This window comes from Parasphingopyxis sp., from assembly GCF_052168275.1.
In the GTDB taxonomy this organism is placed as follows: Bacteria; Pseudomonadota; Alphaproteobacteria; order Sphingomonadales; family Sphingomonadaceae; genus Parasphingopyxis.
Map to the genome: position 1 here is coordinate 1 of NZ_JBQLZM010000133.1, position 17,020 is coordinate 17,020.

Consider the following 17,020-nt stretch of genomic DNA (forward strand, 5'->3'; position numbering starts at 1 on the left):
GCCGCCCACCATCTGGCCTGGGCCGACGAGATCGGCAAATGGCGAGACGGCGAGGCGGCCTGGGACAATCTGATGCTCGGGCTGCGGCTCGGCGATTATCCCCGCGCGGTGGCGACGACGACGCCGCGCCCCGTCGCTTTGGTCCGGCGGCTGGTCGGCGATGCGGAATCGGGGAAGGGCGGAACCGTCCTCACCCGGGGCCGGACGCAGGACAATCGGGCCCATCTGGCGCCCGGCTTCGTCGCCGCGATCGAGGCCGCCTATGGCGGCACGCGGCTCGGCCGGCAGGAGCTGGACGGCGAACTGATCGAGGATGTCGCGGGCAGCCTGTGGCCGCGCGCGCTGATCGAGAGATGCCGGGTGCGGGCCGTACCCGCGCTGCGCCGGGTCGTCGTCGCGGTCGATCCGCCGGCGGGCGCGGGGCCGGGGAGCGACGCCTGCGGGATCGTCGTCGCCGGGCTCGGCGCGGACGCGCGCGGCTATGTGCTGGCCGATGCCAGCGTGCAGGGCCTCAGGCCCGAAGGCTGGGCGGCGAAGGTCGCCGATGCGGCCGAAGCATGGGATGCCGACCGGGTGATCGCGGAAGCGAACCAGGGCGGCGCGATGGTCCGCAGCGTGTTGCAGGCGGCGGGGCGGATCCTGCCGCTGCGCCTGGTTCATGCGGCGCGCGGAAAGTCGGCGCGCGCCGAGCCGGTCGCCGCGCTCTACGAGGCGGGACGGGTCGGCCATGCCGGCACCTTTCCGGCGCTCGAGGACGAGATGGCCGGGCTGACGATCGGCGGCCGATATGAAGGCCCGGGGCGGTCGCCCGACCGCGCCGATGCGCTGGTCTATGCGCTGACCGAGCTGATGCTGGGCCGTACGATCGATCCCGGCGTACGGAAATTGTGAGCACATGTTGAAAATATCGCCATGTGGCGCTATATGATGTGTCAGGAGGCGAAATATGGCGCGCGCTTTGGCGATTGTCGATGACCGGACGGACGATCTGGGCCGTCTCGATGGGGTCGCCGTCAAGGCGCTGGTGCGGCTGCTCGGCTTCTGGAAGGCGCGGATCGCCGACGCGGCGCGGCTGGCCGGAGTCGGCGCGCGGACGTTCAGCCGGATGCGGGCGGGACAATGGGACGGCGCGCTCAACGAGGACCAGCGGCTCCGCGCGAGCGCGCTGGTCGGGCTCTACAAGGGCCTGCATCTCTATTTCGGCGCGGAGCTGGCGGACAGATGGGTGAAGATGCCCAATGACGGGCCGCTGTTCGGCGGGCGGACGCCGCTGGCGTACATGCTGGAAGGCGGGCTGCCCGCGATCCTCGAGGTTCGCGACTATGTCGACGCGTTGCGCGGCGGCGCGTGACGGCGCTGTCCGCCGACGCGGTGCCGGTCAGTGCGATCGTCCAGCCGCAGACCGTCCGCCTGATCCCGACGCGCCATTTCGCGCCGCCGGTGCTCGGGCCGCTCGTCGACAGCGAGGAAGAGCAGGGCCTGCTCGCCGAACTGGAGGGGCTGACCAATCGCCGATTGAAGGCGGAGCGCGGGAACGTCCCGGCGATCCGCCGCGAGGAGCTGGTCTATGACCGGGCCGGGCAAAGCTATGTCAACGCCGCCTTCGCGCACAGCCGCGCCGGCGGCAACCGGTTCAACGATGCGGCGCGGGGCGCCTGGTATGCGGGGTTCGACGTGCGCACGGCGCTGGAGGAGGTCGCGTTCCACCGGACGCGCGAACTGCGCTATATCGGCCATTTCGAGGACAGCTGCCGGTACCGGGCATTGCACGCGGCGTTCATCGGGCGGTTTCACGACCTCCGGGCCGTGAAGCCCCGGCCGGCCTGTCTCGATGCGGATGTCGCGATCGGCTATCCGGCCGGGCAGGAGCTGGCGAAGGTGCTGATCGAGCGGGAATCGCGCGGGCTCGTCTACCCGTCGGTCCGCCATGAGGGCGGCACCTGCCTGGTCGCGTTCCAGCCCGGCGTGGTCCAGGATGTCGTCCCCGGTGCCGAATGGGAATTGTGCTGGACGGGTTCGCCCGACTGGAAGGCGACAACGGTATAAAGGATTCGGCGGCTGCCCTTAGTGCAAACAGGGGCTTCGAGATTGCGTCGTTGCGGGGATCCGTCAGACGACGAAGCAATCCGGAGCCGCAGACGCCAGCGCGTGCCGCTCTGGATTGCCGCGCGCCCTGCGGTCGCTCGCAATGACGGTTCACCACGGTTTCGGAAAGCGAAATATATGAAACTCTTCGGATGGAAGTCCGGGCGTGCATCCGCGCGTCCGGCATTGCTGCGTGCGCCCTGGGGCGCGGTCACGATCGGCGACTGGCCGCGCGGCTACGAGGCGCAGGTGCGCGGCGGCTATGTCGAGAATCCGGTCGCCCAGCGCGCCGTGCGGCTAATGAGCGAGAGCGCGGGCGCGGCGCCGCTGGCGGGCGGCGAGCGCGAGATCGCGCTCTGCAATGCGGACTCCGCCGGCCAGCCGCTCGTCGAAAGCGCTGCGGCGCATCTGCTGCTCCACGGCAACGCCTTTATCCAGATCCTGCGCGACGCGGAGGGCGCGCCGGCCGAGCTGTTCGCCCTGCGCCCCGAGCGCGTGACGATCGAGCCCGACGCGCAGGGCTGGCCCGCCGCCTATCTCTATCGCGCGGGCGAGAAGGCGATGCGGATCGAGGCGACCGACGGGCTCGGCCATCCGGGCCTCGTCCATATCCGCGCGATGCATCCGCTCGACGATCATTACGGGCTCGGCGCATTGGGCGCGGCGGCGGGCGCGATCGCGATCCACAATGCCGCGACGAAATGGAACAAGGCGCTGCTCGACAATGCAGCGCGGCCCTCCGGCGCGCTGGTCTACGATCCCGGCGATCCGGGCGCGGCGCTGTCCGGCGAACAGTTCGAGCGGCTGAAGGAGGAAATGGAAGCGGGGTTTCAGGGCGCCGCGAACGCCGGGCGCCCGATGCTGCTCGAGGGAGGGCTCAAATGGCAGGCGATGAGCCTGACCCCCGCCGACATGGATTTCGTCGGGCTGAAGGCGGCCGCGGCGCGGGAGATCGCGCTCGCCTTCGGCGTGCCGCCGATGCTGCTCGGCCTGCCCGGCGACAACACCTACGCCAATTATCGCGAGGCGAACCGCGCGCTGTGGCGGCTCGGCGTGCTGCCGCTCGCCGACAAGATACTGGGCGGCCTCGCCCGCGCGCTGGCGAGCTGGTGGCCCGATGCGGCGCTCGCCGTCGATCGCGATCATGTGCCCGCGCTGTCCGAGGACCGGGAAAAACTCTGGGCGCAGGTCAGCGCCGCCGATTTCCTCTCGCCGGAGGAGAAGCGCGCGATGCTGGGGATCGAGACATGACCGACAACGAAGAAATGCTCGCCCGGCTCGTCGCGCAGCTGGCCGACCAGGGCAGAGACCTGGTGACCGTCCGCGCGATCGTCGAGGAGGCGAGCGAGCTCGGCGCGACCCATGCGCTGCACAAGCTCGGCCTGGGCGACGCCCATGCGCGCAAGGATCTGGACGAGCTGCGCGAACTGCTCGGCGCCTGGCGGATCGCGCGGCGCGGAGCGCTGCGCACGGCCCTGGGCTGGATCGCCAAGGGACTGCTGGCGCTGGTGCTGCTCGGCCTCGCCGTGCGCTTCGGCCTTGTCGACTGGCTGGGCCGGTGAGCGTGCGCTTCGCCGGCTATGCCGCGATTTTCGACGCGCCCGACCGGGGCGGCGACGTGATCCGCAAAGGCGCGTTCAGGCGGGCGCTCGGCCGTTTGTCGGGGCAGGCGCGCGCGGTGCCGCTGCTCTGGCAGCATGAGCGCGGGAAAGTGATCGGCCGGATCGAGACATTGGAGGAGGATGCGCGCGGCCTCCGCGTGATCGCGACGCTCGATGACGCGAAGCTGGCGGCGGGCGTCGAAAGCGGGACGCTCGGCGGGCTGAGCTTCGGCTATCGCGTGCGCGACGGGCGGCCGGGAAAACGATCGTTACGCGAACTGATCGAACTGGACCTTGTGGAAGTCAGCCTGGTGACGAGCCCGATGCAGCCGTTGGCAAAGGTGCATGCGGTTCGCGCTGTCTAGTTATTGCTCTTGAGGGCAGATATCGAGTATTTGTCTTCGTGTCGGAGGATCGTTGTGCGCTCTTTGATCGCTGTGCTTTTAGGCACGATAGTTGCCAGTATCTATGTATTCGTTGCGATGAGCTTGATCGCATATTGGAGTGGATCGCGGAATGCATTTGACCAGGCCACCGTTGTAGCGACGGTTGGTAGCATTTTTGTTTTGTTTTTTGGTACCCTTATCGGATCGCCAACATTCAGAGTGCTCAATCAGAATGGTCGGGGAGGTCTTGCGGCGGTGGCAGGTGCCGGCTTTGTTTTTGGTGCAGGCCTATTGACGATCCTGACCATTTTTTCAGCTTCATCGGCCGACTTTTTGCCTAGTTTCCTGAGTATTGTATTCATTGGATCGGTTGGTGCAGTTTTTGGTCTTGTCTTGGCCGCGGTTATGCGCTGGAAAACTACAACCGACCGTACGATGTAAGAGGGCTACTAACCCCCGCCCACATCCTCATACCACGCCTCGACCGGACCGCTCAGCTTGATGGTCAGCGGGTTGCCGTGGCGGTCGCGGGTCTTGCCGGCCTGGACGCGGATCCAGCCTTCGGAGATGCAATATTCCTCGACGTCGGCGCGCTCCTTGCCCTTGAAGCAGATGCCGATGCCGCGCTCGAGCAGCGCGGGTTCGTAATGATCGCTCATCGGATTGTTCGAGAGGCGATCGGGCGGGGTGTCTTTGGCGTCGGTCATGGCGCGCGATCTAGTCGGTTGCGGGAAATAAGGGAAGACCGCTCATTGCTACTGGTAATCGAACGTATCGATCCGCTCGAGCGCATGTTCGATGCCTTCGACGAACTCGCCGCGATCGAAATAGCCTGCGGTTTCCCCGGCCAGCTCGGCGCGGAAATCTTCAAAATAGGCGAGACCCTCGTCGCCGGCAAAATGGATGATGCGCTGGCTGGTGGAAACGACGATGGCGGGTCCGTTGGTTTCCTGGGCGAGCAAGCCTGCGGCAAGCCAGTCGTCCTCTTGCTCGAAGGCGTTGACGACGACGAAATTGAACCCGCCGAATTCGCCGGCATGAGTGTCCAGGCGTTCGTCGATGGCTGCACGGGTCGCGGGATCGTCGAGACCGGACCAGTCGGTTGCGATTGCGTCTTCCGTCACGGGTTCGGCAACAGCGCTGTCGGTCGCTTCGGCAGGCCCGGTCGCGCCGTCCGCTGCGATGTCGGCGGCATTGGCGTCCGGTTCGCCGCAGGCCAGCAGTGAGACCGCGAGTGCGCCGGTCCCGATCGCATGAAGAGTTTTCCTGAACAGCATTGCGAAGCCCCTCTGAAATATTGCCCTGAATGATGTCCGGCTCTCGCTAAAGGGAGCCTTTTTTTTCGTCAATGGCGGACGGCCTGTCCGTCCCCACGCCTCCGCGCCTCGCCGGCCCGGGGGCTTTTTTGTGCCCCCAAGGAGAATGCCAAGATGACTATCGAAACCAAGATGGATCCGCTCGCCGCGAGCTTCGCGGCGATGGAGGAAGCACCCCACGAGGAGGCGGTGGCCGAAGAAGAAACGGCCGCCGAGCCCGAACAGTCCCCGGCCGAGAAGGTCGCCGAGCATATCGCGGCGGTGAGGCGCTGGATGGATGCGCACACGGTCGCCGCGGCGCGGCCAGCGCTCGAAGGCACCAAGTCGATGCCGCGCGGCGAGGGCGATTTCACCGCGCGCTATCTCAGGCGCGGGCTGGAGTCCGGGCACGAGCGCAAGAGCTTCGACGGCACGACCGGGCCCGCCGGCGGCTATGCGATCCCGCAGGAGATCGACGCGGTGATCGACCGGACGCTCAACGACATCTCGCCGATCCGGAGCATCGCCAATGTCGTGAAGGTCGGCAGCGCCGGCTACCGGAAACTCGTGACGACGGGCGGGACGCCCTCGGGCTGGGTCGCGGAAACCGCCGCGCGCCCCGAGACCGCGACGCCCGACTTCGCCGAGATCGCCCCGCCGATGGGCGAGCTCTACGCCAATCCGGCGGCCTCCCAGGCGATGCTCGACGACGCCGCCTTCGACGTCGAGGCCTGGCTCGCGAGCGAGATCGCCGCCGAATTCGCCCAGGCCGAGGGCGCGGCCTTCGTCAACGGCTCGGGCATCGATCGGCCGAAGGGCTTTCTCCAGGCGACGGCGACCGCCGAGGACGACACGATCCGCGCCTTCGGATCGCTCCAATATATCGCGACCGGCGTCGATGGCGGCTTCGCGGCGAGCGATCCCGAATATGCGCTGGTCGATCTCGTCCAGTCGCTGCGCTCGCCCTATCGCCAGGGCGCGCATTTCGTGATGAACTCCGCGACGCTTTCGGCGATCCGCAAGTTCAAGACCGCGGACGGCGCCTTCCTCTGGCAGCCGGGCCTGATGGCGGGGCAGCCCGATACCCTGCTCGGCTATCCGGTCGTCGAGGCCGACGACATGCCCGACATCGCGAGCGGCGCGGACGCGATCGCCTTCGGCAATTTCAAGGCCGGCTATCTGATCGCCGAACGGGCCGAGACCGCGATCCTGCGCGATCCCTTCTCGAACAAGCCCTTCGTCCATTTCTACGCGACGAAGCGCGTGGGCGGGCAGGTGTCGAACTCCGAAGCGATCAAGCTGCTGCGCTTCAGCCTCTCGTAGCGCCGGCTCCCGATCGTTTCCGTCATTCCGGATCGGGTCCGGAGTGACGGATTTTTTTGCCGGCTGGCTTTTTCGCCCGACGGCATGGGCGCCGCGCCTCCGATGCCTCCCCTTCGTCCGGGGGCGCGGCGTTTCCTCTTTCCGATGGACACTCTCCATGACACCCATTCTCAAGGATCCCGATGCGGCGCTCGGCTATGCGATCCGCTGGCCGGACGCGCTGCTCGCCGGCGCAGCGATCGCGACCGCCAGCTGGTCGATCGAGCCGGACGAAGCCGGCGGCATCGTTCCCTCTTCGGATTTCATCGACGGCGGCGAGACCGGCGCGCGTTTTTCCGGCGGCCTGGCGGGGCGCGTCTATCGCGCGGTTTGCCATGTCACCCTGTCGGACGGACGCGCGGCGGACCGCTCGCTCGTCATCCGCGTGGAGCAGGGCTGATGCGCGCGGTGGAAACGATAGCGGACGCAACGCCGGTCGCGCTCGACGAGATCAAGGCCTATTTGCGGATCGCCGTCGACGAGGACGATGCGCTGCTGGCGGGCCTGATCCGCACCGCGACCCAGGCCTGCGAGCGTTTCGTCGGCCAGACCCTGTTGCTGCGCGACGCCGAGGAGACGATCCCCGTGTCGAGCGAATGGCGGCGGCTGACGCTGACCCCGGTGACGGCGATCACCGAACTGGCCGGGCTGCCCGAAAGCGGCGATGCCTTCGCGCTGCCGGTCGACGCCTATGCGGTGGATATCGACGGCAATGGCGACGGCTGGGTGCGGGTTACGGCGGCGGGCCGGGCGCGGCGCGTCACAGTCCGCTACCGCGCGGGCATCGGCGCGGACTGGAATGCGGTGCCCGAACCGCTGCGTCAGGGCATCGTCCGCCTGGTCGCGCATCTTTTTACCGAGCGCGACGCGGAGGACGCACCGGGGCCGCCAGCATCCGTCGCGGCGCTGTGGCGCCCCTGGCGCAGGATGCGGCTGTCATGAGCGGGCCTGGCATGAACGCCGCGATCCAGCTCGCCGCCGCGCTGATGGAAGCGCTCGAAAGCCATGTCCCGCTGGCCGGGCGGCTGAACGGCGTGTTCGCCGTGCCGCCGGTGCGCGGCACGCCGCCCTATGCATTGCTCGGCCGGATCGAGGCGCGCGACTGGAGCACCAAGACCGAAGCCGGTCGCGAACTGCGCTTCGCGGTCACGATCGTCGAACAGGAAGAGATGGCCGGCCGGCTCGCCGAACTGATGGCCGAACTCGAAACGGCGGTCGACGCCGTGCCCCGCGACGTTGCGGGCTGGCGCATCGCGAGCTGCGTGCTGCTGCGCAGCCGGATCGACCGGGACGAGGAGCCCTGGCGCGGCATTCTCGACTATCGCGCGCGGCTGTTGGCCGCCGGAAACTGAGGAGACAATCATGGCAGTGGAAAAAGGATCGGCCTTCCTCCTGAAGGTCGGCGACGGCGGCGATCCGCCCGTCTACAGCACGGTCGCGGGCATGCGGACGACGCAGCTCTCGATCAACGGCGAGCCGGTGGTCGTGACCAACAAGGATTCGGGCGGCTGGCGCGAATTGCTGACCGGGGCGGGGGTGCGCTCGGTCTCGGTGTCCGGCGCCGGCATCTTCACCGGCTCGGTCGCCGAAACCCGGCTCAAGAACAACGCGCTCGCCGGGTCGCTCGACGATTACGAGCTGAGCTTCGAAAGCGGCGAGCGGATGCAGGGCCGCTTCCTGATCGCGCGGCTCGACTATGCCGGCGATTTCAACGGCGAGCGCAACTACACGCTCGCGCTCGAAAGCTCGGGCGCGGTGGTGAGCCTGTGACCGTCAATCCCGCGCGCGGCGAGGCGGCGATCGTCGTTGCGGGCGAAACCCTGCGGCTGCGGCCGAGCTTCGCGGCGCTGGTAGCGGCCGAGGAGGAATTGGGTCCGCTCTTCGCGCTGGTCGAGCGGGCGGCCGGCGGCGAGTTGCGGCTCGGCGAACTGGTGACGCTGTTCTGGCATTGCCTCGATCCGAAACCCGAAGGCCTGACCCGCGAACGCTTCGGCGAGGCCGTCGCGGGGCAGGGCCTGGCCGCGACGACGCCCGCCTTGAGATCGCTGTTGCAGCAGATCCTGCAGGGCCGGTGAACGATTTTGCCGAGGCGGCGACGCAGCTTGCCGGGTTGAGCGGCATGCTGCTCGGCTGGCGGCCGGACGATTTCTGGTCGGCCACCCCGGCCGAACTCGCCGCGATCCTGTCCGCCTTTTCCGAAGGCGACGACGGCGGCGTGCCGGCCGCGCGCGACGATGTCACGCGATTGATGGAGCAGTTTCCCGATGGACGATGATTTTGACGACAAGCTGGTTGCGATCCGCGCCGACACCCAGGCGTTCCGCCGCGACGTCGAGGATATGCGGCGGACCCTGTCCGACGGACTCGGCGGGGCGGCCGATATGGCCGGACGGCGGATCGAGGGCGCGCTGCTGCGCGCGGTCCGCACCGGCAAGCTGGGTTTCGACGACCTCAAGCGCGCCGCGCTCGCGATGATGAACGATATCGCCCGCGCCGCGATCCAGGGCGGGCTGGGCTCGATCTTCGCCGGGAGCGGAAAGGGCGGCGGCGATCTGCTCTCGCTCGGCACGCAACTCGCGAGCGCCTTTCTCGGCGTGCCGGGGCGGGCAGCGGGCGGACCCGTCGCGCCCGGCCGTGCCTATCGCGTCGGCGAGACCGGTCCCGAGCTGTTCGTGCCGACGGCGAGCGGGCGGGTGGAACCGATGGCATCCGGCGGGAGCGGACGGGAGGTCCGCGTGACGATCAATCTCAACGCGCCGCAGGGCGGCGAACCCGAGGCGCTGACCCGCTCGGGCCGCCAGCTGGCGCGCGAACTGCGCCGCGCGCTCGAAGGGTCGGTCTAGGATTTGCGCCATGCCCCATTGGCTCGCCGATGCCGGCGACAACCGCCAGTTCACGCATATCAAGCGGTTCGACCCGCGTTTCTGGACGCTCAATTTCCCCCAGCCGATGACGGCTTCGGTCGTCACGACCGGTGCCGCCGCGCTCCGGATCGATGCCGTCTTCTACAATGCGGACGAGCTGGCCGGGCTGATCTGGGAGAGCGCGGACGTCTGGGATCATCCGCTGCTCGCCTATGAAACGCGCCGCGACTATCGCGGCTGCCGGCTGTCCTTCCGCTGGCTTTCGTCCGGGATCATGCCGCTCGATGCGATCGACGGCCCGACGCTGACGATCGAAGGGCGCGACGCCGCGGGCGTTTCGCGCAGCTGGTATGTCCGGCTCTGGAACTATGCGAGCGGCACGCCGGAAGACGCGACAATCGCGCTCGATTTCGACGCGCTGGACGGCGGCTTCCTGCTCCCCGGCGAGGCCGATCCGGTCTGGTCCGGCGATATCGACCGGCTGTTCATCTCGCTCGTGCCGCCCGGCTATACGGGCGCCGCAACGGCCCTGCCCGACGGGACCGAGGGTTGGGTCGAACTGTCCGAGATCGCCGCGACGGGACCAGAATCGACGCTGTCAATCGGCGACACGATGGTTCCCGAACACGGCCTCAGGATCGCGACCGGCTATGACGACGCCTATAACCAGGCGCCGGCGCGGCTGCTGCGCAATATCCTGCATCTCGGCTATCGCGAGCTCATCAACCATTATGTCGGGATGAGCCATTATTACCGGCTCCGTCACTATTCGAGCGGGAACCTGCTCTACACGGTCAGCGGCGGCAATCTGAACGCGCCGTGCGAACGCTGGCACCGCGATTTCGCCGCGCGCGTCAAGGCGCTCGGCTACGATCTGATCTTTTCCGTATCCTATGAGCTTCTGGACTCGGTCGCGTTCGGCAGCCGCAAGCAGCGCGCCGAGAATGGCGATTTCGCCCTGACCGGCTGGGAGCCGCCATCGGCGCTGCTCTCGCCGGCCAGCGCCCCGGCCGTGGACCAGATCGCGCGGACGGCGGAATCCTTCGCGCTGATCCTCCAGGACGCCGGACTGCCCGTGAAAATCCAGATCGGCGAACCCTGGTGGTGGATCATGCTCGACGGGACCGACCGGATCTGCCTATACGATGCGGCCGCCAAGGCGGCGTTCGGCGCCAATCTCGTTTCGATCCCGTCGATCAGGGGCGCGATGACGCCCGCACAGATCGTCATGCTCGACCAGGCCGGGGACCTGCTCGCCGGTTCGACCCAGACGATCGCCGACCGCGTTCGCGCCGTCGCACCGGGCGCCGAGCTGTTGCTGCTCGTCTATCTGCCGACGGTGCTCGACGCCGAGGCGCCCGAAGCCAAGCGCGCCAATGTGCCGACCGGCTGGGCCAACCCCGCCTTCGATATCCTCCAGCTCGAGGACTATGACTGGGTGACCGGCGGCAATCGCGCGGCGACGGCGCGCGGGGTCGCAGCGATGGAGGCGCGGCTCGGCTATCCGGTCGACCGCCAGCATTATTTTTCGGGCTTCGTCCTCAACGCCGCGGACCGGGCGCAATGGGCCGAGATCGACGCGGCGGCCGAAGCCGCGCGGCGGCGGGGCGTCGCCGACACCTTCGTCTGGGCGCTGCCCCAGGCCGTGCGCGACGGATACACCCATTTCGACAGCAAGGAGGGCGATGTGCAGGCCTTTGACGATGTCCTATTTCCGCTGGCGCTGGGCCGCGACGCGATGGCGGCGCCGGCATTTTCCACGGCGATCGTGACGACGGCGTCGGGCGCCGAGCACCGGAACAGCGACTGGAGCGATGCGCGGATGCGCTACGATGCCGGCCCCGGGGTGCGCGCGGAGGAGGATGTCGGGACGCTGATCGCCTTCTTCCGCGCCCGCCGGGGCGCGGCGCGCGGCTTCCGGTTTCGCGATCCCTTCGACCACAGTTCGGCCGGGATGACGGATACGCCCGGACCCTCCGACCAGTTCGTCGGCACCGGCGACGGGCAGGCCGCCCGCTTCGCATTGGTCAAACGCTATGGCCAGGAGGCCGACCAGCAGGTTCGCCCGATCACCCGGCCGGTGTCCGGTTCGGTCCGTGTCATGGTCGACGGCGCGGAACAGGCGAGCGGCTGGCTGTTCGACGCCGGCGAGATCGTGTTCGATACGCCGCCGGCCGCCGGTGCCGAGATTCGCGCCGGCTATCTGTTCGACGTCCCGGTGCGGTTCGCCGAAGACCGGCTCGAGATCAGCCGCGCGACCTTTCGCGCGGGCGAGGCGGTCAGCGTGCCGCTGATCGAGATCCGGGACGTCTGATGGCCGCCTTTCTGGCCGGGCCGGTTACCACCATCGCCTTTTGCTGGCGGCTCGCCCGCCGCGACGGGGTGACGATCGGGTTCACGACGCACGACCGCGATCTCGTCATCGCCGGGCTCGCCTATCGCGCGGCGCCGGGTATGCTGCCATCGGCTGTCCGGCTGACCGACGGCCTCGATGCGGACTCGATGGACGTGTCGGGCGCGCTTGCCGCAGACGCGATCACCGGCGACGACCTGATGGCGGGGCGATGGGACGGCGCGGCCGTTCGCCTGTTCGTGATCGACTGGACCGCCCCCGACGGCGACCAGCTGCTGCTCGCGCGCGGAGAGCTCGGCGCGGTCTCGATCGAGGGCGAGGCGTTCACCGCCGAGCTCAAGGGGCCGGCGGCGATACTCGACCGGCCGGTCAGCGAGGCGACGTCGCCCGAATGCCGCGCGCGGTTCGGCGACGCCCGCTGCCGGGTCGATCTCGCGCCGCGCACCCGCGTCACCGAGATCGTGGCGGTCGTCGACGACCGGACCGTCGATGTCGCGAGCGCGGCGACGCCCCCGAACGCCTATGGCTATGGCCGGCTCCGCTGGATCACCGGGGAGAATAGCGGCCTTTCGAACCCGTTGCTCCGTTCGGCCGGCAACCGGCTGACCTTGCGCGATGCGCCGCCCTTCGCGGTTGCGCCCGGAACGCGGATCGAGATCGTCGAAGGCTGCGACCGGAGCTTCACCGCCTGCCGCGACCGCTTCGCCAACACGGACAATTTCCGGGGCGAGCCGCACCTGCCGGGCAACGACCTGCTGACCCGCTATCCCGGGGCGAGCTGATGCGGCCCGAGAATGCGCGGGCGGCGCGGATCGTATCGGCGGCCCGTACCTGTATCGGCGCGCGGTTTCGCATCCAGGGCCGCGATCCGGAGACGGGTCTCGATTGCGTGGGACTGGCGGCGATCAGCTACCGGGCTGTCGGCGCCGCGCCCCGCTTGCCGGACGGATATCCGCTGCGCGGCGGCGACGCCCGGCAGGCCGGCCGATGGATCAAGGCGAGCGGGTTCGTCCGCATCGCCGATGGGACGGCCGGTGCGGGCGACCTGCTGCTGCTCGTCCCCGGCGCGCGGCAGCTCCATCTCGCCGTCCATAGCGGCACGGGCTTCGTCCATGCCGATCTCGGCCTGCGCCGCGTCGTGGAAACGCCCGGCGATCCGCCATGGCGGATCCTTGGCAGCTGGCGCTGGCAACCCGAAACAGTCGAACGGAAATCCTGAACCATGGCGACACTGATATTGGGCACCGTCGGTACGGCGCTGTTCGGGCCGCTCGGCGGCGCGCTCGGCGCGATCATCGGGCAGCAGGTCGACAACGCGGTCTTCAAGCCCGGCGGCCGGGAAGGGCCGCGCCTCAATGATCTCAGACTGCAGACATCGTCCTACGGGACGCCGATACCGAAAGTCTTCGGAACGATGCGGGTCGCGGGGACCGTCGTCTGGGCAACCGATCTGCAGGAGGACCGCAACAGGGAGGGCGGCGGCAAGGGGCGGCCGCGCACGACGACCTATAGCTACAGCGCGTCTTTCGCGGTGGCGCTGTCGGCACGGCCGATCCGGGCCGTCCATCGCATCTGGGCCGACGGGAAGCTGCTGCGCGGCGCGGCCGGCGATTTCAAGAGCGAAACGGGGTTCCGCCTCTATCCGGGCGACGAACGCCAGCCGGTCGATCCGCTGATCGCGGCGGCCGAGGGGGGAGGGGGCAGCCCGGCCTATCGCGGCCTGGCGCTGGCGGTCTTCGAGAATTGCCAGCTCGCCGATTTCGGCAACCGGATTCCCTCGCTCACCTTTGAGGTCGAGGCGGATGCCGGACCCGTGTCGTTCGCCGACATAGCGGCAGATCTGAGCGCGGGAAACATTGCCGCGGAAAGCGGCGCGACCTTGGCCGGCTATGCGGCGCATGGCGAGAGCCTCGGTGCCGCGATCGAAACGCTGATCGCCGCGCTTCCGCACCACCGGATCGACGAGGCGGATACCCTCCGCTTTTCGGACGCGCGGCCCGACCCGGTGGTACTCCCGGAAGACGCGCTCGGCGCGAAGCCGGGCGAGCAGGGGGCGGTCCGGTACCGGATCGACAGGCAGGGCGCCGACCGGGCGGCGGCCGAGATCATAGTGCGCTATTACGAGCCCGAGCGCGATTATCAGACCGGCGCGCAGCGGGCCTGGATGGAGGGTGCGGGCCGCGCGGCCGAGCGGATCGACCTCCCGGCGACGGTATCGTCGGCGCGGGCCAAGGCGATCGCCGAGGCGCGGCTCGAACGGTCCTGGGCGGAGCAGGCGGTCGCCGCGGTCGCGCTGCCCTGGTCGACGATGACGGTACGGCCCGGAGATATCGTCCGGATCCCGGATGCGGCGGGCGAGTGGCGGGTCGCCGGGTTCGGGCTCGAACGAATGGCGGTTTCGCTCGATCTCGTGCGCCTGGGCCCGGCCGGCGCGGTCATCGCCGATACGGCGACATCCGGCCGTGTCGTGTCCGATCCCGATCTCGAACATGGGCCGACGCGATTGCAGCTGCTCGACCTGCCGGCGCTCGACGACACGCTTCACGTCGCTCCGCAACTGCTCGTCGCTGCGGCCGGTCCCTCGCCGGGCTGGCGATCGGCCGCGCTCGAGATCAGCTATGACGGCGGCGCGAGCTTCGAATCGCTGGGCCGCACGGCCCCGCCGGCAGTCATGGGCACTGCGTCGGGCGTTCTCGAGCCGGGCGAAACCGCCCTGTTCGATGCCGCCGGGTCCATCGAGGTCGACCTTCTCAACGGCGACATGTGGCTCGCCGGGGCGACCGACGGCGCGCTGGTTTCCGGCGCCAATCTGGCGGCGCTCGGCGACGAGCTCCTCCAGTTCGGGCGCGCCGAGGCGCTGGGCGGCAACCGCTTTCGCCTGTCCCGCCTCCTGCGCGGCCGGCGCGGCACGGAATGGGCGGCGACGACGCATGTCTCGGGAGAACGGTTCGTGCTGATCGAGCCGGCAACGATGAAAACTATCGACGCGCCGGCTTCGGCGCTGGGCGGTCCGGTCGAATGCCTAGCGGCCGGACTTGGGGATGTCGGAGCGCCGGTTTCGGTCAGCGCGATCGTAGAGGGACGACAGGTTCGTCCACCGGCGCCGGTCCATCTTACCGCGCGCCGGCTGGCGGACGGCAGCATCCGCTTCGCCTGGGTCCGGCGCTCCCGGCTCGGCTGGGCCTGGACGTCCGGGAGCGATACGCCGCTTGGCGAGGAAACCGAAAGATGGCGGATCGCGATCGAACCGGCGACGGGGCAAGTCCGGACCGCGGAGACCATAAGCTCCGCCTATCTTTACGACCTCGCGGCACAGGCCGCGGACGGAACGCAAGCCGTTGCCGGCTTCACGCTGTCGGTGACGCAGCTCGGCGCGCTCGCGGAATCGGATCCGCCGGCCCGTGCCGTTTTCACCCTGTAACGGAGGACGAACATCATGAGCGATGCGACGGCGCGGCTGGGCCTGCCATTCATTCAGCCGGGGCAGGCCCAGAAGGAACTCTATCACAACGAGGCGCTGGCGCTGCTCGACGCAGCCGTCCACGCGGCCGTGGAAAGCCGCGGAGACGATGTTCCGCCGGCGAGCCCGTCGGCCGGTCAGAGCTGGATCGTCGGCGCGGCTCCCACCGGAGAGTGGAGCGGCCGGGCGCACGACCTGGCAACATGGACCTCCGGCGGCTGGCGGTTCCTGGCGCCCGTCGAGGGCATGCGGATATGGCGCCGTGACACCGGGGTCTTCGCTTTCTGGACCGGAACCGCCTGGCGTGACGGCGAACTGACCGGCAATGCGGTTGTAATCGAAGGGAAAACTGTTGTCGGTCTGCAACAGGCAGCAATATCCGACCCAGCCGCGGGCGCGGTCGTCGACGATGAAGCGCGCGCCGCAATCGCCGCAATTCTCGCGGCCCTGCGGGCTCACGGGCTGATTGCGACATGATCTTTCCGGTTATCAGAATTAAATAACCAACTTTGCTTGCCACTATGCAACCATCTCGGCATAGAGGCGTTAGGTGTACTGTTGCAGGAGGCTGTGGATCGCGCAGGCAGTCATTTGATTGCGCAAATGCGGCATTTTGGCAACAGATACTCTAATTGTCCGCTTGCGTGGGCAGTATGGTTTCGATATTGGTTTTTGTATTCCTACGCTAGGAATTTGTAAGAAAGGGGAAAGTTATGCGCAAGTTCGCCATCAAAGCGGCGCTCGCTACAACCGCGCTCACCGTGGCGGCTACGCCGGCGCTGGCTCGCGACGATACATGGTATATCGGTGCAGAAGCAGGTGGTACGATCATCAGCAATAATGATTTCGACGTCACCAATTCGGCCGGTGTTTTCACGAACAACGCCTTCAGCGTGAACACGGAGCCTGGCTTCGACGTTGGCGGCATTCTCGGCTACGATTTCGGTTGGTTCCGTCTGGAAGCCGACGTTTCGTATCGCCGTGCCGAAGTGACCGGCATCGAACAGAATCTCGGTTCGCGTCTGCCGATCGCAGGTACGCCCCGCGCCGACGGCGGCGTGAACTACAATCCGGGTGGCCCGAACGGCAACCCTCCGGGCAATCCATTCCAGTGGAACGGCGCTCAGGGTAGCGTCCGCATTCTCGCCTTCATGGCCAACGGCCTGTTGGACTTCGGCGACGATGACGGTTTCCAGGGCTATATCGGTGGTGGTGTCGGCATCGCCCGCACCAGCTTCGACGGTATCCGCGTTACGGACGCGGCGCCGGTCTACACCGACGATTCGGATTCGGGCTTCGCCTGGCAGCTGGTTGCCGGTGTGCGCTATCCGCTTTCCCGGAATTTCGACATTGGCGTGAAGTATCGTTTCTTCAACCATGACGATGTGGAAACGACGAGCTTCTACAGCACGTCGGACGAATCGGATGTCCGGTCGCACAGTGCGCTGGTGACGCTGACCTACAACTTTGGTTCGCCGCCTCCGCCGCCTCCGCCTCCGCCTCCGCCGCCTCCGCCGCCTCCGCCGCCGCCTCCGCCGCCTCCGCCTCCGCCGGAGTGTGAGCCGGGTCCGTTCCTGGTCTTCTTCGACTGGGATCAGTCGGACATCCGTCCGG

At 68.2% G+C, this 17,020-nt stretch carries 23 protein-coding genes; 21 read left to right on the forward strand and 2 right to left on the reverse strand.

Annotated elements, in window-relative coordinates:
• From ACTS1X_RS11840 to ACTS1X_RS11870, 7 genes are all read left to right on the forward strand, one after another.
• The coding region (locus ACTS1X_RS11840) for a phage terminase large subunit family protein (protein WP_442614604.1) at window positions 1–891 on the forward strand (891 nt) is incomplete at its 5' end.
• Window positions 892–946: 55 nt separating this feature from the next.
• Window positions 947–1,351 (forward strand): MbcA/ParS/Xre antitoxin family protein, encoded by a 405-nt coding sequence (locus tag ACTS1X_RS11845; protein ID WP_442614605.1) that lies wholly within the window; start codon window positions 947–949, stop codon window positions 1,349–1,351.
• Entirely contained in the window at window positions 1,348–2,046 is a 699-nt protein-coding gene (locus ACTS1X_RS11850; protein ID WP_442614606.1) for an RES family NAD+ phosphorylase, read from the forward strand. Before ACTS1X_RS11845 ends, ACTS1X_RS11850 begins: the two co-directional genes overlap by 4 nt.
• A 177-nt stretch (window positions 2,047–2,223) precedes the next feature.
• The gene (locus ACTS1X_RS11855) at window positions 2,224–3,336 is read left to right on the forward strand and encodes a phage portal protein (RefSeq protein WP_442614607.1); all 1,113 of its coding nucleotides are present in this window, start codon (window positions 2,224–2,226) and stop codon (window positions 3,334–3,336) included.
• Window positions 3,333–3,647, forward strand: a complete 315-nt coding sequence (locus ACTS1X_RS11860; protein WP_442614608.1) for a DUF6127 family protein — start codon at window positions 3,333–3,335, stop codon at window positions 3,645–3,647. Before ACTS1X_RS11855 ends, ACTS1X_RS11860 begins: the two co-directional genes overlap by 4 nt.
• Entirely contained in the window at window positions 3,644–4,051 is a 408-nt protein-coding gene (locus ACTS1X_RS11865; RefSeq protein ID WP_442614609.1) for an HK97 family phage prohead protease, read from the forward strand. Before ACTS1X_RS11860 ends, ACTS1X_RS11865 begins: the two co-directional genes overlap by 4 nt.
• A 117-nt stretch (window positions 4,052–4,168) precedes the next feature.
• Complete coding sequence (locus ACTS1X_RS11870) at window positions 4,169–4,513, forward strand: hypothetical protein (protein WP_442614610.1); 345 nt, start codon at window positions 4,169–4,171, stop codon at window positions 4,511–4,513.
• An 8-nt stretch (window positions 4,514–4,521) separates the two neighbouring features.
• Here the strand turns inward: ACTS1X_RS11870 and ACTS1X_RS11875 are convergent, their stop codons facing one another.
• Together ACTS1X_RS11875 and ACTS1X_RS11880 are read right to left on the reverse strand one after the other, a co-directional pair.
• Window positions 4,522–4,779, reverse strand: coding sequence for a DUF3297 family protein (locus tag ACTS1X_RS11875; RefSeq protein WP_442614611.1), 258 nt, complete (start codon window positions 4,777–4,779; stop codon window positions 4,522–4,524).
• A 48-nt stretch (window positions 4,780–4,827) separates the two neighbouring features.
• Complete coding sequence (locus ACTS1X_RS11880) at window positions 4,828–5,349, reverse strand: hypothetical protein (protein ID WP_442614612.1); 522 nt, start codon at window positions 5,347–5,349, stop codon at window positions 4,828–4,830.
• Window positions 5,350–5,502: 153 nt separating this feature from the next.
• Here ACTS1X_RS11880 and ACTS1X_RS11885 point away from each other — a divergent pair, with 153 nt between their 5' ends.
• From ACTS1X_RS11885 to ACTS1X_RS11950, 14 genes are all read left to right on the forward strand, one after another.
• Window positions 5,503–6,690: a phage major capsid protein gene (locus ACTS1X_RS11885; protein WP_442614613.1), complete on the forward strand. Its 1,188-nt coding sequence runs from the start codon at window positions 5,503–5,505 to the stop codon at window positions 6,688–6,690.
• Window positions 6,691–6,847: 157 nt separating this feature from the next.
• Window positions 6,848–7,129, forward strand: coding sequence for a phage fiber-tail adaptor protein (locus ACTS1X_RS11890; RefSeq protein ID WP_442614614.1), 282 nt, complete (start codon window positions 6,848–6,850; stop codon window positions 7,127–7,129).
• Window positions 7,129–7,671, forward strand: a complete 543-nt coding sequence (locus ACTS1X_RS11895; RefSeq protein ID WP_442614615.1) for a head-tail connector protein — start codon at window positions 7,129–7,131, stop codon at window positions 7,669–7,671. The genes ACTS1X_RS11890 and ACTS1X_RS11895 overlap by 1 nt, the downstream gene beginning before the upstream one ends.
• Window positions 7,668–8,081 carry a DUF3168 domain-containing protein gene (locus ACTS1X_RS11900; RefSeq protein ID WP_442614616.1) on the forward strand — a complete coding sequence of 138 codons (414 nt, stop codon included), beginning with the start codon at window positions 7,668–7,670 and terminating at the stop codon, window positions 8,079–8,081. The genes ACTS1X_RS11895 and ACTS1X_RS11900 overlap by 4 nt, the downstream gene beginning before the upstream one ends.
• 10 nt (window positions 8,082–8,091) lie before the next feature.
• Entirely contained in the window at window positions 8,092–8,499 is a 408-nt protein-coding gene (locus ACTS1X_RS11905) for a phage tail tube protein (protein WP_442614617.1), read from the forward strand.
• Window positions 8,496–8,804, forward strand: coding sequence for a gene transfer agent family protein (locus ACTS1X_RS11910; RefSeq protein ID WP_442614618.1), 309 nt, complete (start codon window positions 8,496–8,498; stop codon window positions 8,802–8,804). The genes ACTS1X_RS11905 and ACTS1X_RS11910 overlap by 4 nt, the downstream gene beginning before the upstream one ends.
• Window positions 8,801–9,004 carry a phage tail assembly chaperone gene (locus ACTS1X_RS11915; RefSeq protein ID WP_442614619.1) on the forward strand — a complete coding sequence of 68 codons (204 nt, stop codon included), beginning with the start codon at window positions 8,801–8,803 and terminating at the stop codon, window positions 9,002–9,004. Before ACTS1X_RS11910 ends, ACTS1X_RS11915 begins: the two co-directional genes overlap by 4 nt.
• Window positions 8,994–9,572, forward strand: coding sequence for a tail tape measure protein (locus ACTS1X_RS11920; protein ID WP_442614620.1), 579 nt, complete (start codon window positions 8,994–8,996; stop codon window positions 9,570–9,572). Before ACTS1X_RS11915 ends, ACTS1X_RS11920 begins: the two co-directional genes overlap by 11 nt.
• 10 nt (window positions 9,573–9,582) lie before the next feature.
• On the forward strand, window positions 9,583–11,907 hold the full coding sequence (locus ACTS1X_RS11925) for a DUF2460 domain-containing protein (RefSeq protein WP_442614621.1): 2,325 nt from the start codon (window positions 9,583–9,585) through the stop codon (window positions 11,905–11,907).
• The gene (locus ACTS1X_RS11930) at window positions 11,907–12,728 is read left to right on the forward strand and encodes a DUF2163 domain-containing protein (protein ID WP_442614622.1); all 822 of its coding nucleotides are present in this window, start codon (window positions 11,907–11,909) and stop codon (window positions 12,726–12,728) included. The genes ACTS1X_RS11925 and ACTS1X_RS11930 overlap by 1 nt, the downstream gene beginning before the upstream one ends.
• Complete coding sequence (locus tag ACTS1X_RS11935) at window positions 12,728–13,165, forward strand: peptidoglycan endopeptidase (RefSeq protein ID WP_442614623.1); 438 nt, start codon at window positions 12,728–12,730, stop codon at window positions 13,163–13,165. The genes ACTS1X_RS11930 and ACTS1X_RS11935 overlap by 1 nt, the downstream gene beginning before the upstream one ends.
• Before the next feature lie 3 nt (window positions 13,166–13,168).
• On the forward strand, window positions 13,169–15,367 hold the full coding sequence (locus tag ACTS1X_RS11940) for a GTA baseplate fiber-binding domain-containing protein (protein ID WP_442614624.1): 2,199 nt from the start codon (window positions 13,169–13,171) through the stop codon (window positions 15,365–15,367).
• A gap of 15 nt (window positions 15,368–15,382) precedes the next feature.
• Entirely contained in the window at window positions 15,383–15,883 is a 501-nt protein-coding gene (locus ACTS1X_RS11945; protein WP_442614625.1) for a DUF2793 domain-containing protein, read from the forward strand.
• A gap of 236 nt (window positions 15,884–16,119) precedes the next feature.
• Window positions 16,120–17,020 (forward strand): outer membrane protein (locus ACTS1X_RS11950; protein WP_442614626.1); only part of this gene is annotated, 901 nt, incomplete at its 3' end.